Below are 17574 nucleotides of genomic sequence, written 5' to 3'. Positions count from 1 at the left end.
GCCCTTACCATTACGCAGATTTGCGTAATAAGCCTTGCTTCTTCAGATACACTAATAATAACGAAATAGCCGCGGGTGTGATACCAGAAATACGCGAGGCTTGACCAATAGTGTCTGGACGAGACTCTTCTAGTTTTGCCACCACCTCATTTGATAAACCAGACACGGTTTTATAATCAAACTCTTTTGGTAAAATTGTTTCTTCATGACGAAGCTGTTTGTTGATCTCATCTTGCTGACGCGCAATGTAACCTGCGTATTTAGTATGGATCTCAACTTGCTCTAAAGCCGCCTTATTTGTAAATTCAGATCCTAAGCCTTCAATAGCCATTAGATCATCATAACGGATCTCAGGACGACGCAATAATTCTTCTAAACTTGCCTCACGCGTTAATGGCGCTTTTAATAATGCGTTTACCTGATCAACAACATTATGATCTTTATGAATCCACGTGTCCTTTATGCGTTGTTTTTCTTTCTCGATCACTTCCATTTTTTCGTTAAATGCTTGCCAGCGCTCGTCATTAACTAAACCTAGCTCACGGCCCTTTTCGGTTAGACGAATATCGGCATTATCTTCACGCAATAATAAACGGTATTCGGCACGGCTAGTAAACATACGGTACGGTTCTTTTGTACCAAGCGTTGCCAAGTCGTCAATTAATACACCAACGTATGCTTCGTCACGACGTGGCGTCCACGAATCTTTACCTTGCACTTTAAGCGCTGCGTTCATACCAGCAATTAAGCCTTGCGCTCCGGCTTCTTCATAGCCTGTAGTTCCGTTTATTTGGCCTGCAAAGAATAAACCTTCAATAAATTTAGTTTCTAATGATTGTTTTAAATCACGTGGATCAAAGTAATCGTATTCAATTGCGTAACCAGGTCGGCAAATATGTGCATTTTCAAAACCAGTAATCGATTGCACTATTTCCAATTGCACATCAAATGGTAGGCTTGTTGAAATGCCATTAGGGTAAAGCTCGTAAGATGTTAAACCTTCTGGCTCTACAAATATTTGATGTTTGTCTTTATCGGCAAAGCGGACAATTTTATCTTCAATAGATGGACAATAACGCGGGCCAATCCCTTCTATAACACCCGAGTACATAGGTGAACGATGCAAATTTTTGCGTATAACATCATGTGTTTTTTCATTTGTATAAGTAATGTAACACGGTATTTGTTGCGGGTGATCACTTTGTTTACCTAAAAATGAAAACACTGGTGTAGGCGTATCACCTGGTTGTTCTTGCATTTTGCTAAAATCAACCGAACGGGCATCAATACGTGGTGGAGTGCCTGTTTTTAGACGATCTACTCTAAATGGTTGTTCACGCAGACGCTGTGCTAAAGCAATTGATGGCGGATCGCCTGCACGTCCACCTTTGTAGTTTTCTAAACCTATGTGTATTTGCCCACCTAAAAAGGTACCTACAGTAAGTACTACACTGGGTGCGCTAAAACGTAACCCCATTTGAGTTACTACGCCAGTAACACGATCGTTTTCAACAATTAGATCGTCACACGATTGTTGAAATATTTTTAAGTTTTCTTGATTTTGTAACGTTGTTTGAATAGCTGCTTTGTACAAAGCGCGATCGGCTTGTGCTCGGGTTGCACGAACAGCCGGTCCTTTTGAAGAATTTAAAGTACGAAATTGGATCCCGCCTTTATCAATAGCTTGTGCCATTGCACCACCAAGGGCATCTATTTCTTTTACCAAGTGACCTTTGCCTATCCCACCAATTGCTGGGTTACAAGACATTTGACCAAGGGTATCCATATTGTGAGTCAGTAGCAGGGTATTCATCCCCATACGGGCAGCTGCCAATGCGGCTTCAGTGCCTGCATGTCCACCACCTACTACGATAACGTCAAAATTTTCATGAAAAATCATTAATGGGATCCTACTTAAATCAAACCGGTAAACTTCAAAAGGGAGCGTATTCTACCTAGAAATGAGCAGAAGATAAATGATTAAACTGTGCTCAGATCTAAGTAAGTGATCTCTAATAATATAAAGGATCTTTTAAAGAGATCTTTTAATACTATTACTACTACTGATCGGGTTTTCTGTTGATAAGCTTTAGATCTTGTTTAAAAACATTAAATTAGATCAGATCTAAAGGTGTTAATATGATCGGATCATCCCACAAATAAGCACTGATCAAAAAGCCACTTTATACACAGGGGGTGATTAGTTAGATCTTATCCCATGGATAAGCATGCTCTAAAATGCAGTTTATTCAATCTTTATCCACATTATTAATTAAATTATTAGTAAATTGTGGGTAACTTTTATATGGGATTTAACTTGATCTCTTTATTTTAATCCTGTTTGAGACATCCAAGCATCTAACCAAGCTAGTGCTGTGTCTTCAGGGAGTGATTCGTCTAATATATTTAACTCTAAGCGTTCTGCTACTTTTATAGCGCCTTTTTCGAGCAGTAGTGCTTCTATATTGCGCCCTGCTAAGTTATATGTGTCGTAGCTGGTATCGCCTAGTGCTATAACCGAAAATTTTAAATGTTTTAAATCAGTTGTTTGAGCTACTTGTTCTACAAAACTTAAAAGGTTATCTGGATAATCACCTGCACCATAAGTAGATGTACATATTAGCCATACCGTATTGTGTTGATCTATTTCATTAAACTCAGGATGATCATGTAGTTGAGTTTCAATACCTTGGTTATTAAGCTCATCGCTTAATTGCTCTGCAACGTACTCGGCCGATCCCATTTGGCTGCCAACAATAATATTTACTGAACTCATGATTAGTTGTGATCGCATTAGTTTTAATTGCTGCCTATGATAGCCGAGTAAAAACAGCAGTAAAGAGAAGAGTGTTAGTTTGGATAACTATTTTTAGGTTGATTTTTAGATCATTGTTTAAAATTATTTTAAGTTATTGATTTATATGGCTGTAACATAAAATATTTAAATGTAATCTTCTGATCAAGCTGTTAATAAGATTGGGGGAAGTTCTGTTTAACTCTATATCCTATTAGCCTGAAATTTTGTAAGTTATTGATTTTAATTATTTGTAAGTGCAAAAGTGATGAATATTTAATATAAAAATGAAGTTGATCATAATGTGGATATAAAGGGTGTTTATAACTGATTATTAAGATCTAAAACAATTTTAAAAAGTGATCAATTAAATATGATCTTACTAAATAAATACCAAATTAAATTTCATTATGGCTGTTTTTTACTAAAAATAGAGTTAATAACGTGTTTTTCAGTTAAAAATTTTTAGGGTTTTGTTCAAAAAGTAGGAATTGTGGATAACTGATCTGACTAAATTTAAAATTTTTGTAATATTGGTACATGTTTTTATATGTTTTAGCTGGTGGATAGCGCGATCAATACACACTTGTGATCGCTTTATTTTTTGATATATAGCCAAATATGGCTGCAATTTAGCTAACAAAATACTAAAAACAGTGATTTTAGTTTGTTTTAAGGTTAATTATATTGGCTTAACTTATTCGTATGTGGGGGATATATCACCCTAATTAGGCGGTTATATCTTGTAAAGTAGGCCATTAATAAGCATTTAAAGATACTAATTTAGAGTAATTGAGAGCCTAAAATAGCACTTAGCTTATCTAAAAAATACTCATACATTGATATAGGAAGGCTTAATTTAGGCAGTAAAAAAGGGCGTTTTTACGCCCTTAATTTTTAATTATTTAGTTGTTAGGTCTTTTATTTACCAATACAGAACGAGCTAAATATTTTTCCTAGTAGATCGTCTGAAGTAAACTCACCCGTTATTTCGTTTAAAAATTGCTGCGTTAAGCGTAGCTCTTCGGCCAAAATTTCACCCGCAATATGCATTTCAAGCTGCGTTTTACCCGTATCTAAATGATAAGCTGCGCGCTCTAGAGCATCTAAATGGCGGCGACGAGCCATAAATCCACCTTCTGTTGCGCCGTCAAAACCAATACAGGCTTTTAAATGCTCTCGTACAAGCTCAATACCATCTGCATTTTTAGCACTTAAGCTTATGACTGGGTATTGTTGGTATTCATCTAGGCCTACAATATCACCCGACAAATCGGCTTTATTTCTGATCACTGTAACCCCCATGCCTTTTGGTAATTTTGCCATAAATTCTGGCCAAATTTTATGTGGGTCGGTATCGACGGTATCGGTGCCATCAAGCATAAATAAAACGCGGTCGGCTTGGTTTATTTCTTCCCATGCGCGCTCAATACCTATCTGTTCTACGCGGTCTGGGCTTTCACGAAGACCTGCGGTATCGATAATATGCAGTGGCATGCCATCAATGTGAATGTGTTCGCGTAGCACGTCGCGGGTGGTACCTGCTATTTCGGTTACGATTGCTGCTTCTCGACCTGCTAGGGCATTAAGCAAGCTTGATTTACCTGCATTAGGACGACCTGCAATAACTACACGCATACCTTCGCGCATTATACTGCCTTGTTTGGCTTGGTTAGTTACGGTGTTTAGCTGATTTATAATTGCGTCTAAATCACCGCTTACTTTACCGTCAGACAAAAAGTCTATTTCTTCATCTGGAAAGTCGATTGCAGCTTCTACGTACATACGAAGGTGGATTACTTTTTCAACCAGGGTTTCTATATGTTTGGAAAACTCACCTTGAAGCGATTGTAAGGCGCTTTTAGCGGCTTGTTCACTGGTGGCATTAATAAGGTCACTAATTGCTTCTGCTTGGGTTAAATCAAGTTTGTCGTTCATAAATGCGCGCTCAGAGAATTCTCCTGGCTTTGCTAAACGTACACCCTCTATTTTACTAATTTCTTTAAGTAGCATATCAAGCACAACTGGGCCGCCATGGCCTTGCAACTCAAGTACATCTTCGCCAGTAAATGAGTTCGGTCCGGCAAAATAAATAGCAATACCTTGGTCAAGCTGATCACCGTTTAAGTTTTTAAATGGTACGTAATCGGCGTATCTCACCTTTGGTATTTTACCAATAACTTGCTCGGCAACGCTTTTAGCAAGGCTGCCAGAAACCCGAATAATACCAACACCACCACGGCCGGGGGCGGTTGCTTGTGCTGCAATTGTGTCTTGATTGATCATGCTATTTAATTTACCAACAATGTGTACGTTATGGCGCTATTGTAACCTATGAAATTACCACTCGCGAATGCTCTGATAAAAAATGGGCAATAAAAAAGGCGACCTAAGTCGCCTTCTTGATAAGTAGGGCTAAGTTAGCCTCTTACTTTTATTCCTTTCTTTTCCATACCGCGATAAATATAAAGCATTTGCGCGATTGAAATAAGGTTAGATACTAACCAATAAAGTACTAAGCCTGATGGGAACCATAAGAAGAATACAGAGAAGATAACCGGCATAAAGGTCATCATTTTTTGCTGCATTGGATCGGTAACCGTCATTGGTTGAAGCTTCTGAGTTATAAACATACTTGCACCAAATAAAATTGGTAATACGTAGTATGGGTCTTGAGCTGATAAATCAGTTAACCAAAGCATAAACTCAGCATGGCGAAGTTCTGTTGACTCTAAAAATACATAAAACAACGCTAAGAATATTGGCATTTGTAACAAAATAGGGAAACAGCCACCCATTGGGTTTACTTTCTCTTTTTTGTACATTTCCATTGTGGCCTGGCCGAATTTTTGACGGTCATCACCATATTTTTCTTTTAATGCAGCCATTTTTGGTTGAAGGGCACGCATTTTAGCCATTGACGTGTATTGCGCTTTAGTTAGCGGGTACATCAATGATTTAACAATAATAGTGATAGCAATAATTGCTAAACCCCAGTTTCCAAGGATACTGTAAAGCCATTTTAGTAATACAAATAGTGGCTGTGAAATAAACCATAACCAGCCGTAGTCTACAGTTAGGTCTAAGTCAGGGTGAAGCGCTTCTAATACATCAGACTCTTTAGGGCCCATGTAGTAAATAGAAGTAATAGTTTGCTCAGTACCGGCTTGTACATTAACTGGTTGTGCTTTTGTACCAATGATTGCGGCATTGCTGCTCGTAATTAAGCTATACAGGGTGTTGGTTTGGTCTTGTTTTGGTACCCACGCACTTACAAAGTAATGTTGAATAAATGCAATGTAGCCACCTTGTGTGCTTTCATTTAGGTTTTTGTCAGCCATGTCAGAAAAGCTGTACTTTTCGTACGGTTCTTCGTCAGTACCGTAAGCTGCACCTAAATAGTTTTGATCAACTAAGCTGCCTTTTTCTTGTACTGTGCGCTTAACTTGCGTGTAAAGCTGTACTTGAATAGGCGCACTGGTTGTATTGTTTACTGTGTATTCTAAGCCAACGTCATATTGCCCTTTTTTAAATACATACGTTTTAGTAAAGCTAACACCGTTGCTGTCAGTAAACTGCAGCGGTACACGTAACTCATCACCGGTTAAGGTATAAGATGTTTGTTCGCTGTGGTAAGTAGGGCGACCGTTTGCAGATGCGTCAGGACCATTTAAACCAATTAAACCACTTTGTGAAAAGTATTGATTACCATCAAATTCACCCAGCAGCATGAAAGGTGTTTTTTCGCCTTTCACTTCTTCATACTGAAGTAAGTCTGATTCAACAATATCACCACCTTTGGTGTCGATTTTAACTTTAAACACGTCTGTTTTAATTTCTATAACAGAACGTTTAGCTAATGTTGTTGAAGCCGGTAAGCCAGATTCTGATGATGAGGGTATAAAATCATCTGATTCAGTTGAATTTGCTTTTTGTGTTTGTGTTGTGGCACTTGGATCGACTTTTGGCTGGTTATAATCATTATTCCATTCTTGGAACAATAAAAACGACACTAGCATTAGGCCAATGAATAAAAACGTGCGTTGCGATTCCATAACAGCTCTTATTTCTCGTGTTGGTGGTTAATATGGGTTATTTTTTCAGGTACTGGGTCATCACCACCTGAATGTAAAGGATGGCATTTTAATATGCGTTTTAATGCTAACCAACTTCCTTTTATCAATCCATGCAATTTTATTGCTTGAATTGCGTAATGTGAGCAGCTTGGATTAAAACGACAATGCGGACCTAATAGCGGGCTAATCCACTTTTGATAACCGCGGATCAATAACACTAAACATAATGTCGGTAAAGCAACAAGTGGTTTAAGTAACCTCATGATGTTTATGCCCCTAGTTAAATTTAGTGAGATAGATATCATGTATTTAAAGGCTCTATTGGAAATTTTAAATGCATGATTAAAAGGTGAGCTAAAGATACATTAATTAACCCTGTAATTCTATTGCTATTGGGTTTGTTTATTAGATTTAGCTGATTTGTTTGGGCGTTTCTTAAAGGGTGGAGGCTTAGGCGCACCTGGTTTACAGCGTTCATTAATTTTTCGCCATAACTTAGTCAGTTGCTTGGTTAATTCTTCATTAGACTGTTCGTCAATACCATTTTTAACCATAAGCACAATATCAATGTTATCAATGTTGTGTTGATTTAAACGAAAACTTTCGCGAGCAAGACGTTTAATACGGTTTCGTTGGCATGCCTTTTTTACACGTTTTTTAGCAACAGTAAGTCCTAACCTAGGTTTCCCTTGGTCATTGGGTTTAGCTAATAGAGTGAAGTAAGGAGTTGCAGCCCGAGCGGGTTCGTTAAATATACGAGAGTAATGCGAGGGAGTTAACAGACGTAACTCCCTGCCAAAGCTAAAGTCTTCCACTTATAAATTAAGCAGAAAGAACTTTGCGGCCTTTAGCGCGGCGACGTGCTAATACTTTACGGCCATTTACAGTTGCCATGCGAGCACGGAAGCCGTGTGCACGTTTGCGTTTTAAAACGCTAGGTTGAAAAGTTCTTTTCATAACAATCTCATCCGATCGGTTAAAGTTAAAACATCCTATGCAGGTCGCGATCCTGGCACAGGTGCCATTGCGAGCGCGAGATATTATAGATGAAACGACTTAAAGTCAATCATAATTACGCGTTAAGCACTGTGTTTATTAAGCAAGCAGCTGGGGATCATAAAGCGTGATCTAGTAGGATCATCATAAATAAGAAGTTTTCCACAGCCCTTGTATAAAAAGTGAATAAAAGCCGGGGAAAAGTAAATTGGATCGTAGAATTGGTTCGCGATCTTGGTGTTATTTTGTTATGATCTATTATCAAGTTAATAATTAAAAATACAACTAAATCAGTATGTTATTGGTTTTTTGTAACGTTATACATCATTTTATAAAAATCAGCCTTTTACTTGTGGATAAACTGCCTTCATAATACTTGGTCTTGGGCCGCTTATTTGGCTATTTAAACGCAATAAATGCATGGTATTTAACCATTTTTGATGTGCGGGAATAAAAATTATATCTCTGGGAGTTTAACTGTGTATCTGTCGGTTTGGCAAAGTTGTTTATATGTATTGCAAGATGAATTGCCTTCGCAGCAGTTCAGTATGTGGGTAAGACCACTTCAAGCAGAAAGTACCGAAGATACTCTGACTATTTATGCACCTAATCGCTTTGTGCTTGATTGGGTAAGAGAAAAATACCTTAATCGAATTAACGAATTACTTGTAGAGATTTGTGGTGATGAAGCACCTGAACTACGTTTTGATGTAGGTAGTAAGCCGCTGTTAAACACACAAGTTGCACCTGTTATAGAAACGCAATCTGCACCTAATACGCAAGCATCAGCAAAGCAACAACCGCGAGAGCAAAAACCGGTTGTTGAGCCAGCACCTAAATCGGGTTATAAATCTAATATTAAAGAAAACTATACCTTTGATAGTTTTGTTGAGGGTAAATCTAACCAGCTAGCAAAAGCGGCTGCAACTCAAGTGGCCGATAATCCTGGCTCTGCATTTAACCCTGTATTTATATACGGTGGAACAGGTTTAGGTAAAACGCACTTACTCCATGCAGTAGGCAATGGCATTATGGCTAATAAGCCTGATGCAAAAATTGTTTATATGCATTCTGAACGTTTTGTACAAGACATGGTTAAAGCGCTACAAAATAACGCAATAGAAGAATTTAAACGTTATTACCGCAGTGTTGATGCATTAATGATTGATGACATTCAATTCTTTGCAAACAAAGAGCGTTCTCAAGAAGAATTTTTTCATACCTTTAATGCGTTACTTGAAGGCAACCAACAAATTATTTTAACTTCCGATCGTTACCCTAAGGAAATTGAAGGGGTTGAAGACAGACTTAAGTCTCGTTTTGGTTGGGGTTTAACAATCGCTATAGAGCCGCCAGAACTTGAAACGCGCGTAGCGATTTTGATGAAGAAAGCGCAGCAAAGTAAAATTAATTTACCACACGAAGTGGCTTTCTTCATTGCAAAAAAATTACGTTCAAATGTTCGTGAGCTTGAAGGGGCACTTAATCGCGTAATTGCAAATGCAAACTTTACAGGGCGTCCTATCTCTATCGACTTTGTAAAAGAAGCACTGCGTGATTTATTGGCACTGCAAGATAAGCTTGTCACAATTGATAATATACAGCGTACAGTGGCTGAGTATTATCGAATTCGTGTGTCAGATTTACTTTCTAAACGCCGAAGCCGCTCTATAGCAAGACCTCGTCAGGTTGCTATGGCGTTGTCTAAGGAACTTACTAATCACAGCTTACCTGAGATTGGGGATGCTTTTGGCGGTCGAGACCATACAACTGTTTTACATGCGTGTCGTAAAATAAAATCACTACGTGATGAAAGCCACGAAATCAAAGAAGATTATCAAAATTTAATAAGAACATTGTCATCTTAGGGCTGACTTTATTATGCAAATAACAATATCAAGACAACAATTTTTAAAGCCATTGGTACAAGTATCTGGCGCAATTGAGCGAAAGCATACGTTACCAATTTTATCTAACGTTTTGTTAGTAGTAGAAAACGGACAGCTTTCGATGACAGGGACCGACCTTGAAATTGAATTAGTGTCTGGTGTTTTTGTAGGTGATGATATTGCCGATACAAAATTGACTTTACCCGCTAAAAAATTACTCGATATTTGTAAAAGCTTACCTGAAGGTTCAGACATTACTTTAAGCTTACAAGATCACCAGCTGTTATTAACCAGTGGTAAAAGTCGTTTTTCATTAACGACATTATCCGCTGCTGATTTTCCCAATTTAGAAGAATGGGACGGTGAGGTTGAATTTCAACTAACACGTTTAGAGCTTCGTAAATTACTTGAAAGCACACACTTTTCAATGGCAAACCAAGATGTACGTTATTATTTAAATGGTATGTCGTTTGAAGTTGATAACAGTGATATTAAAACGGTGGCTACCGACGGGCACCGTTTGGCTATTGCACAGAAAAAACTTACTCAATCATTAAATACCCAGCGCCAATTAATTATACCGCGCAAAGGTGTACAAGAAATTATGCGCCTTATGGTTGCCGACGATGAGCTAGTAACTATTCAATTTGGTGCTAACCACATTCGTATTATTGATATTGAGTTTACATTTACAAGTAAACTTGTTGATGGGCGTTTTCCTGATTACCGACGTGTACTTCCACGTGGCGGTGATAAAACAATTATTGCGAACCGTGAATGGTTGCGAAATGCGTTTCAGCGTGTATCTATCTTGTCGAACGAAAAGTTTCGTGGTGTACGCTTAAATTTATCAAATGGTTTATTAAAAATTACTGCTAACAATCCAGAGCAAGAGCAAGCAGAAGAGGTTGTTGAAGTAAATTACCAAGGTGATGAATTAGAAATTGGTTTTAATGTTTCGTATGTTTTAGATGTATTAAACACATTAAAAACCGAAGATGTACAGTTTACGTTAGCAGATTCAAACAGCAGTGCCTTAATAGAAGGCGCTGGTGATGATGAAGCTATGTATGTTGTTATGCCTATGCGTTTATAAGATCATAAACATATAATGAGCTTAAGTCATTTGAGCCTCAAATATTTTCGTAATATTGAGGCGCTGACGCTAGAACCTGTTAATGGCGTTAATATTATATATGGTGAAAATGGCAGCGGGAAAACCAGTCTTTTAGAAGCTATTTATTACCTTTCTCACGGCAAGTCTTTTCGAACACCAAAACATAAAAGCATAATTGCACACCAACAGGACCAGTTTGTAATTCATGGCCGAAAAACGGTTCATGATTTATCAATTCCTATTGGTATTAGTAAAACGCGGTTAGGTGAAACAAATTTAAAGATTCAAGGTAAAGCGAGCCGAAAAATATCTGAACTCGCACAACTTATGCCTGTTCAAATAATTACACCTGAAAGCTACTCTTTGTTTTTTGGTGGTCCAAAAGAGCGCAGAAAGTTTTTAGATTTAGGATTGTTCCACGTGGAACACGAGTTTTTTTACCTTTGGCAATCGTTTAATAAAGTATTAAAACAACGCAATGCACTGTTAAAGTCTAAGCCTAAGAATTATTTTGACCAAATTAAGTTTTGGGACAAAGAATTTGTTAGACTGGCTGAAGAAATAAATAAATTGAGAATGGCGTATATAAGTAGGTTTAAGCAGCAGTTTTTTGGTAAAATGTGTGCAGAATTAACGCTTATACGCGATTTAGAAATGACGTTTAATGCAGGCTGGAAAGAGAATGAATCTCTTAACGATGCATTAGAACAAAACTTTGAGCGAGATTCTCGCCAAGGATTTACAAGTAAAGGCCCTCATAAGGCTGACTTTAGTTTTAGTGTCGCTGGCAACAGTATAGAGAATACGTTCTCACGCGGGCAGTTAAAGTTATTATTGTATGCGTTAAAAGTAACGCAAAATAGCTTAATTGAGTCAGAGACCGATAAGCAATCTATATTGCTAATAGATGATTTACCCTCAGAGTTAGGCGAAGATACAAAAGAGAAAGTTGGGCAATTATTGTCTCACTGTCGTTCTCAAATATTTATCTCTTCAATTTTATCTGAGAGTATTTCTGCTGTGGTGGAACCCATGCAACGAGAACTACAAATGTTCCACGTGAAACATGGCAACCTAATAACAAGATAAGTGGGATTAACCATGTCTGAGAATTATGACTCGTCGAGTATTAAAGTACTTAAAGGATTAGACGCAGTAAGAAAGCGTCCTGGAATGTATATAGGGGACACCGATGATGGCACAGGCTTACACCACATGGTGTTTGAGGTCGTTGATAACTCAATAGACGAAGCCTTAGCCGGTCATTGTGATGATATTTTTGTAACGATTCACTTAGATGGCTCTGTTTCGGTTAGAGATAACGGCCGTGGTATCCCAGTGTCTATCCATGAAGAAGAAGGCGTTTCGGCTGCCGAAGTAATCATGACGGTACTTCACGCTGGTGGTAAGTTTGATGATAACTCTTATAAAGTATCAGGTGGCTTGCATGGTGTAGGTGTTTCGGTTGTAAACGCACTTTCAGAAAAATTAAAACTAACCGTGCGTCGCGAAGGCAAACTTCATGAGCAGTTTTACACTATGGGTGTGCCAGATGCACCACTCGCTGTTATTGGTGACTCTGAAACTACGGGGACAGAACTACGCTTTTGGCCTAGTGCAGAAACATTCACTAATTTAGATTTTCATTACGATATTTTAGCAAAACGCCTACGTGAACTGTCGTTCCTGAATTCCGGTGTTAGCATCATTTTAAATGATGAGCGTGAAGAAAATAAAAGCGATCACTTCAAATACGAAGGTGGTATTCAGGCATTTGTTGAATACATTAACCGCAATAAAACACCTATTCATAAAGGTGTATTCCACTTTACACATGAGCGTGTTGAAGACGGAATTAGCGTTGAAGTATCAATGCAATGGAATGACGCATACCAAGAAAACATTTACTGTTTCACAAATAACATTCCACAACGTGATGGTGGTACTCACTTAGCTGGTTTTAGATCTGCGCTAACACGTACACTTAATAACTTTATGGAAAAAGAAGGCTTTAACAAGAAAGCAAAAACAACGAGTAACGCAACCGGTGACGATGCGCGTGAAGGTTTGACTGCTGTAATTAGTGTTAAAGTTCCAGATCCTAAGTTTTCATCGCAAACAAAAGACAAGCTAGTATCTAGCGAAGTTAAGTCTGCGGTAGAACAAGCAATGGCTGAAAAATTCACTGAGTTTTTATTAGAAAATCCAGTAGATGCAAAAATTGTTGTTGGGAAAATTATTGATGCTTCACGTGCACGTGAAGCAGCACGTAAAGCACGTGAAATGACACGTCGTAAAGGCGCTATGGACCTTGCCGGTTTGCCGGGTAAATTAGCCGATTGTCAGGAAAAAGATCCTGCGCAATCAGAACTTTACATAGTGGAAGGGGACTCTGCTGGCGGATCAGCCAAGCAGGGTCGTAACCGTAAGAATCAAGCGATTCTTCCGCTTAAAGGTAAAATTCTAAACGTTGAAAAAGCACGTTTTGATAAAATGCTGTCTTCACAAGAAGTGGCAACGCTAATCACTGCGTTAGGCTGTGGTATTGGCCGTGATGAATATAACCCTGAAAAACTACGTTACCACCGTATCATTATAATGACCGATGCGGACGTGGATGGTTCTCACATTCGTACCTTGTTGCTTACGTTCTTTTATCGTCAAATGCCAGAAATTGTAGAGCGCGGTTATATTTATATTGCTCAACCACCACTTTATAAAGTGAAAAAAGGTAAGCAAGAACGCTACATAAAAGACGATCCTGCACTTGTTGACTACTTAACATCGCTTGCACTAAATAACGCAGCGCTATACACAAGTGCCGATGCATCAGCACTTGAAGGTGAAGCGTTAGAGGAAATAGTTCACGATTATCAAAACACAGTTAAAGTAATCGAGCGTTTAAAACGTAAATACCCTAACACAGTAATGGAACGTTTGATCTACCAAAGCGAATTAACAAAAGAAGACCTTGAAGACGAAGCTAAAGTAATTACGTGGACAAAAGAGCTTGTTGATGACCTAGTAGACCGTGACGAAGATGCAACTATTTTCAACGCTGCAACTGAGTATGATGCAGAGCGTAACTTGTACTACCCAGTTGTGAATATTCGTCAACACGGTGTAGATAAGTCTCATGTACTAAGCTACGACTTCATTACATCGCGTGATTACCAACGTATTGCTGTGACTGGTGTTAACATTGCAAACATCATTACAGAAGGTGCCTATATTCAACGTGGTGAGAAAACAAAACCTGTTGATAACTTTGTGGATGCTTTGGAATGGTTGATCACTGAATCTAAGCGTGGGATCTATATTCAACGCTACAAAGGATTGGGTGAGATGAACCCAGATCAACTGTGGGAAACAACCATGGATCCAGGTGCACGCCGTATGTTACAAGTAACTATCGAAGACGCTGTTGGCGCGGATCAGTTATTTGCAACACTTATGGGTGATCAGGTAGAGCCACGTCGTGACTTTATTGAAACTAACGCGCTTCGCGTAGTTAACTTAGACGTGTAAAAACATATTTAGATAATAAAAAGGAGCCTAAGGGCTCCTTTTTTATTTTCTACAAATACACAAACTGCTTAAAACCTGAGTGTACACACGGTATACTAAGGATAATTTTCACGCTACTTCTTAGATAGTAAAAAGCCAAATATGCAAAAATACGACGTAAAAACCTTCCAAGGTTTGATCCTGGCTTTACAGGATTATTGGGCACAGCAAGGCTGTGTCATTATTCAACCACTTGATATGGAAGTGGGCGCTGGGACATTTCACCCGCAAACATTTTTGAAATCAATTGGCCCTGAGCCAATGTCTAGCGCATACGTACAACCGTGTCGCCGTCCTACGGATGGCCGCTATGGCGAAAACCCAAACCGCTTACAACATTACTACCAATTTCAGGTAGTGTTAAAGCCATCGCCAGATAACATCCAAGAGCTTTACTTAGGCTCACTAGAAGCAATGGGGATTGATACCCTAACTCACGAAGTACGCTTTGTAGAAGATAACTGGGAATCACCTACATTAGGTGCGTGGGGCCTAGGTTGGGAAATTTGGTTAAATGGTATGGAGGTAACGCAGTTTACCTACTTCCAACAAGTAGGCGGCTTAGAGTGCTCACCAGTAACTGGCGAGATTACTTATGGCCTTGAACGTTTAGCTATGTACATTCAAGGCGTAGATAGTATTTACGACCTAGTATGGGCAGATGGTCCACTAGGGCGTGTAACTTACGGCGATGTGTTCCACCAAAATGAAGTAGAGCAATCTACTTACAACTTTGAACACGCAAACGTAGATGACTTATTTGCGCAGTTTGATAAGTGTGAAGCTGAGAGCCAAAAGTTAATTGAAGCAAATTTACCACTTCCTGCCTACGAGCAAGTTATGAAAGCATCGCATGCATTTAACCTATTAGACGCGCGTCATGCTATATCGGTAACAGAACGTCAGCGTTATATTTTACGTGTCCGCGCGTTATCAAAAGCATGTGCACAAAGTTATTACGATGCACGTGAAGCGCTTGGTTTCCCGCTGTGTAAGGATAAGTAAGCATGTCAGCACAAAATTTATTAGTAGAAATTGGCACTGAAGAATTGCCACCAAAGTCGTTGCGTAAACTTGCCGAAGCATTTGCTGCAAACTTAACTCAAGAGTTAGAAACACTAGAGTTAGCGCACCAAGGCGTCAGCTGGTATGCATCACCTCGTCGTTTGGGTTTACAAGTAAAAGCGCTTGAAGCTAAACAACAAGACAAAGAAGTTGAAAAACGCGGCCCTGCAACAAAAGCAGCGTTTGACAGCGAAGGTAACCCTACAAAAGCAGCAATGGGTTGGGCACGCGGTTGCGGTATTGACGTAAGTGAAGCACAAACACTCGAAACCGATAAAGGCGCTTGGTTACTACATATTGCTAAAGTTGCAGGGCAAGAAACTAAAACGCTAATGGCAGATGCTATCGCAAAAGCGTTAAGTAAATTACCAATACCAAAGCCAATGCGCTGGGGTGCAAATAAAACACAGTTTATTCGCCCAGTTCATACCGTCACTATTTTATTTGGTAGCGAGTTACTCGAAGGTGAAATACTGGGAAAGCAAGTAAGTAACCAACTGCAAGGTCACCGTTTTCATCACCCAGAAAAAATTAGCATCAGCCATGCTGATGAGATTTTTGATGTACTTAAATCTGCTTACGTTATTGCTGATTACGAACAACGTAAAGCGCAAATTCGTGCACAAATAGAAGACGCTGCAAACGCAGTTAACGCTGTTGTTGCAATGGATGAAGACTTATTAGAAGAAGTAACATCACTGGTAGAGTGGCCAGTAACATTAACGGCAACATTTGAAGAAGCATTTTTAGATGTACCAGCCGAAGCGCTAATTTACACCATGAAGGACGATCAAAAATACTTCCCGTTATTAGATCAAAACGGCAAACTTTTAAATAAGTTTTTGTTTGTATCTAACATCGAAAGTAAAGATCCAAGCGTGGTAATTTCAGGTAACGAAAAAGTAGTGCGCCCACGTTTAGCTGATGCGCAGTTCTTTTTTGAAACCGACAAAAAGAAAACATTAGAAAGCCGTTTTGAGTCGCTAGATACCGTTTTATTCCAAAAGCAGTTAGGTACGCTTAAAGATAAGTCTGTACGTATTAGCGAACTTGCCGGCTACATTGCAGAGCAATTAGGCGCAGATAAAGACCTTGCAAAACGTGCAGGCCTATTAAGTAAAACAGACTTAATGACCGAAATGGTAATGGAATTTACCGATGTACAAGGTGTAATGGGAATGCATTACGCTCGCTTTGACGGTGAAGCAGAAGACGTAGCTGTTGCTCAAAACGAGCAATACATGCCACGCTTTGCAGGTGATAACTTACCTACAAACCTAATTAGTTGTGCAGTAGCCATTGCTGATAAGTTTGATACGCTGGTGGGTATTTTTGGTATAGGCCAAGCACCAAAAGGTGATAAAGACCCATTTGCACTTCGTCGTGCTGCTATTGGTGCATTGCGTATCATGGTCGAAAAAGAGTTACCGCTTGATATTTTAGACCTAGTAGCAAAAGCACAAACATTGTTTGGCGATAAGCTAACTAATCTAAATGTATCAACAGATGTATTTGATTTTATGCTAGGGCGCTTCCGCGCATGGTATCAAGATGAAGGCATTGAAGTTGATGTAATTCAAGCTGTGCTTGCGCGTCGTCCAACTAAACCTGTTGATTTTGACCGCCGTGTTAAAGCGGTAAGCCACTTCCGCACTTTAGACGCCGCAGAAGCGCTTGCAGCAGCTAATAAGCGTGTAGGCAACATTCTTGCTAAAAACGATATCACAAGCCAAGGTAACGTTGATGAGAGCTTATTAAGCGACGATGCTGAAAAAGTATTGGCATCACAAGTGGCAAAATTTGCGACTGAGCTGGCACCACTTTATGCTGATGGAAACTACCAAGAGGCGCTTAGCCAATTGGCTGGCATTCGTGAAAGTGTTGATAACTTTTTTGACAACGTAATGGTTATGGCCGACGATGAAGCTGTTAAGCAAAATCGCCTTGCGCTATTAAGTCAGTTAAGTGGTTTATTTTTGGATATTGCAGATATATCTGTTTTACAAAAATAACAGCCATTAGCAATTTAAAAAGCCAGCATAACGCTGGCTTTTTAGTTTTAATACCTAT

At 39.1% G+C, this 17574-nt stretch carries 13 protein-coding genes; 6 read left to right on the top strand and 7 right to left on the bottom strand.

The genetic code is table 11. From position 1 onward, the window contains the following. Positions 1–10: 10 nt before the first annotated feature. The 7 genes from mnmG to rpmH all read right to left on the bottom strand — a co-directional run bounded on the left by mnmG (position 11) and on the right by rpmH (position 7827). On the bottom strand, positions 11–1900 hold the full coding sequence (mnmG, locus tag CWB62_RS06460) for a tRNA uridine-5-carboxymethylaminomethyl(34) synthesis enzyme MnmG (RefSeq protein WP_138530252.1): 1890 nt from the start codon (positions 1898–1900) through the stop codon (positions 11–13). A 426-nt stretch (positions 1901–2326) separates the two neighbouring features. Next, positions 2327–2776, bottom strand: a complete 450-nt coding sequence (mioC, locus tag CWB62_RS06455) for an FMN-binding protein MioC (RefSeq protein ID WP_138530288.1) — start codon at positions 2774–2776, stop codon at positions 2327–2329. Between the two features lie 939 nt (positions 2777–3715). Next, entirely contained in the window at positions 3716–5080 is a 1365-nt protein-coding gene (gene mnmE / locus CWB62_RS06450; protein ID WP_138530254.1) for a tRNA uridine-5-carboxymethylaminomethyl(34) synthesis GTPase MnmE, read from the bottom strand. A 134-nt stretch (positions 5081–5214) separates the two neighbouring features. Beyond that, positions 5215–6849 carry a membrane protein insertase YidC gene (yidC, locus tag CWB62_RS06445; protein ID WP_138530256.1) on the bottom strand — a complete coding sequence of 545 codons (1635 nt, stop codon included), beginning with the start codon at positions 6847–6849 and terminating at the stop codon, positions 5215–5217. A gap of 8 nt (positions 6850–6857) precedes the next feature. Beyond that, positions 6858–7133 carry a membrane protein insertion efficiency factor YidD gene (gene yidD / locus CWB62_RS06440; protein WP_006793977.1) on the bottom strand — a complete coding sequence of 92 codons (276 nt, stop codon included), beginning with the start codon at positions 7131–7133 and terminating at the stop codon, positions 6858–6860. A gap of 126 nt (positions 7134–7259) precedes the next feature. Continuing rightward, entirely contained in the window at positions 7260–7685 is a 426-nt protein-coding gene (gene rnpA, locus CWB62_RS06435) for a ribonuclease P protein component (RefSeq protein WP_058405171.1), read from the bottom strand. A 7-nt stretch (positions 7686–7692) separates the two neighbouring features. Then, positions 7693–7827 carry a 50S ribosomal protein L34 gene (rpmH, locus tag CWB62_RS06430; RefSeq protein ID WP_004335215.1) on the bottom strand — a complete coding sequence of 45 codons (135 nt, stop codon included), beginning with the start codon at positions 7825–7827 and terminating at the stop codon, positions 7693–7695. Between the two features lie 518 nt (positions 7828–8345). Between rpmH and dnaA the strand changes: the two genes are divergently transcribed. The 6 genes from dnaA to glyS all read left to right on the top strand — a co-directional run bounded on the left by dnaA (position 8346) and on the right by glyS (position 17516). Then, positions 8346–9734, top strand: coding sequence for a chromosomal replication initiator protein DnaA (gene dnaA / locus CWB62_RS06425; RefSeq protein WP_058405172.1), 1389 nt, complete (start codon positions 8346–8348; stop codon positions 9732–9734). A gap of 13 nt (positions 9735–9747) precedes the next feature. Continuing rightward, positions 9748–10851: a DNA polymerase III subunit beta gene (gene dnaN, locus CWB62_RS06420; protein ID WP_006793980.1), complete on the top strand. Its 1104-nt coding sequence runs from the start codon at positions 9748–9750 to the stop codon at positions 10849–10851. Positions 10852–10866: 15 nt separating this feature from the next. Then, positions 10867–11961: a DNA replication/repair protein RecF gene (gene recF, locus CWB62_RS06415; RefSeq protein ID WP_138530258.1), complete on the top strand. Its 1095-nt coding sequence runs from the start codon at positions 10867–10869 to the stop codon at positions 11959–11961. A gap of 12 nt (positions 11962–11973) precedes the next feature. Further along, a complete protein-coding gene (gene gyrB / locus CWB62_RS06410; protein WP_058405174.1) occupies positions 11974–14400 on the top strand; it encodes a DNA topoisomerase (ATP-hydrolyzing) subunit B in 2427 nt (808 codons plus the stop codon). 141 nt (positions 14401–14541) lie between these two features. Next, positions 14542–15444, top strand: a complete 903-nt coding sequence (gene glyQ, locus CWB62_RS06405) for a glycine--tRNA ligase subunit alpha (RefSeq protein WP_004588055.1) — start codon at positions 14542–14544, stop codon at positions 15442–15444. Positions 15445–15446: 2 nt separating this feature from the next. Then, positions 15447–17516: a glycine--tRNA ligase subunit beta gene (gene glyS, locus CWB62_RS06400; protein ID WP_058405175.1), complete on the top strand. Its 2070-nt coding sequence runs from the start codon at positions 15447–15449 to the stop codon at positions 17514–17516. Positions 17517–17574 lie beyond the last annotated feature (58 nt).

It is taken from the genome of Pseudoalteromonas sp. S408 (assembly GCF_005886645.1).
GTDB lineage: Bacteria > Pseudomonadota > Gammaproteobacteria > Enterobacterales > Alteromonadaceae > Pseudoalteromonas.
The sequence above is the reverse complement of the archived record's forward strand: the minus strand, read 5'-3'. Positions and strand labels throughout refer to the sequence as shown.

Bases quoted from the DNA above. Each gene is read 5' to 3' on its own strand.
- mnmG (WP_138530252.1), bottom strand. From the start codon at position 1,900: ATGATTTTTCATGAAAATTTTGACGTTATCGTAGTAGGTGGTGGACAT.
- mioC (WP_138530288.1), bottom strand. From the start codon at position 2,776: ATGAGTTCAGTAAATATTATTGTTGGCAGCCAAATGGGATCGGCCGAG.
- mnmE (WP_138530254.1), bottom strand. From the start codon at position 5,080: ATGATCAATCAAGACACAATTGCAGCACAAGCAACCGCCCCCGGCCGT.
- yidC (WP_138530256.1), bottom strand. From the start codon at position 6,849: ATGGAATCGCAACGCACGTTTTTATTCATTGGCCTAATGCTAGTGTCG.
- yidD (WP_006793977.1), bottom strand. From the start codon at position 7,133: ATGAGGTTACTTAAACCACTTGTTGCTTTACCGACATTATGTTTAGTG.
- rpmH (WP_004335215.1), bottom strand. From the start codon at position 7,827: ATGAAAAGAACTTTTCAACCTAGCGTTTTAAAACGCAAACGTGCACAC.
- dnaN (WP_006793980.1), top strand. From the start codon at position 9,748: ATGCAAATAACAATATCAAGACAACAATTTTTAAAGCCATTGGTACAA.
- recF (WP_138530258.1), top strand. From the start codon at position 10,867: ATGAGCTTAAGTCATTTGAGCCTCAAATATTTTCGTAATATTGAGGCG.
- gyrB (WP_058405174.1), top strand. From the start codon at position 11,974: ATGTCTGAGAATTATGACTCGTCGAGTATTAAAGTACTTAAAGGATTA.
- glyQ (WP_004588055.1), top strand. From the start codon at position 14,542: ATGCAAAAATACGACGTAAAAACCTTCCAAGGTTTGATCCTGGCTTTA.
- glyS (WP_058405175.1), top strand. From the start codon at position 15,447: ATGTCAGCACAAAATTTATTAGTAGAAATTGGCACTGAAGAATTGCCA.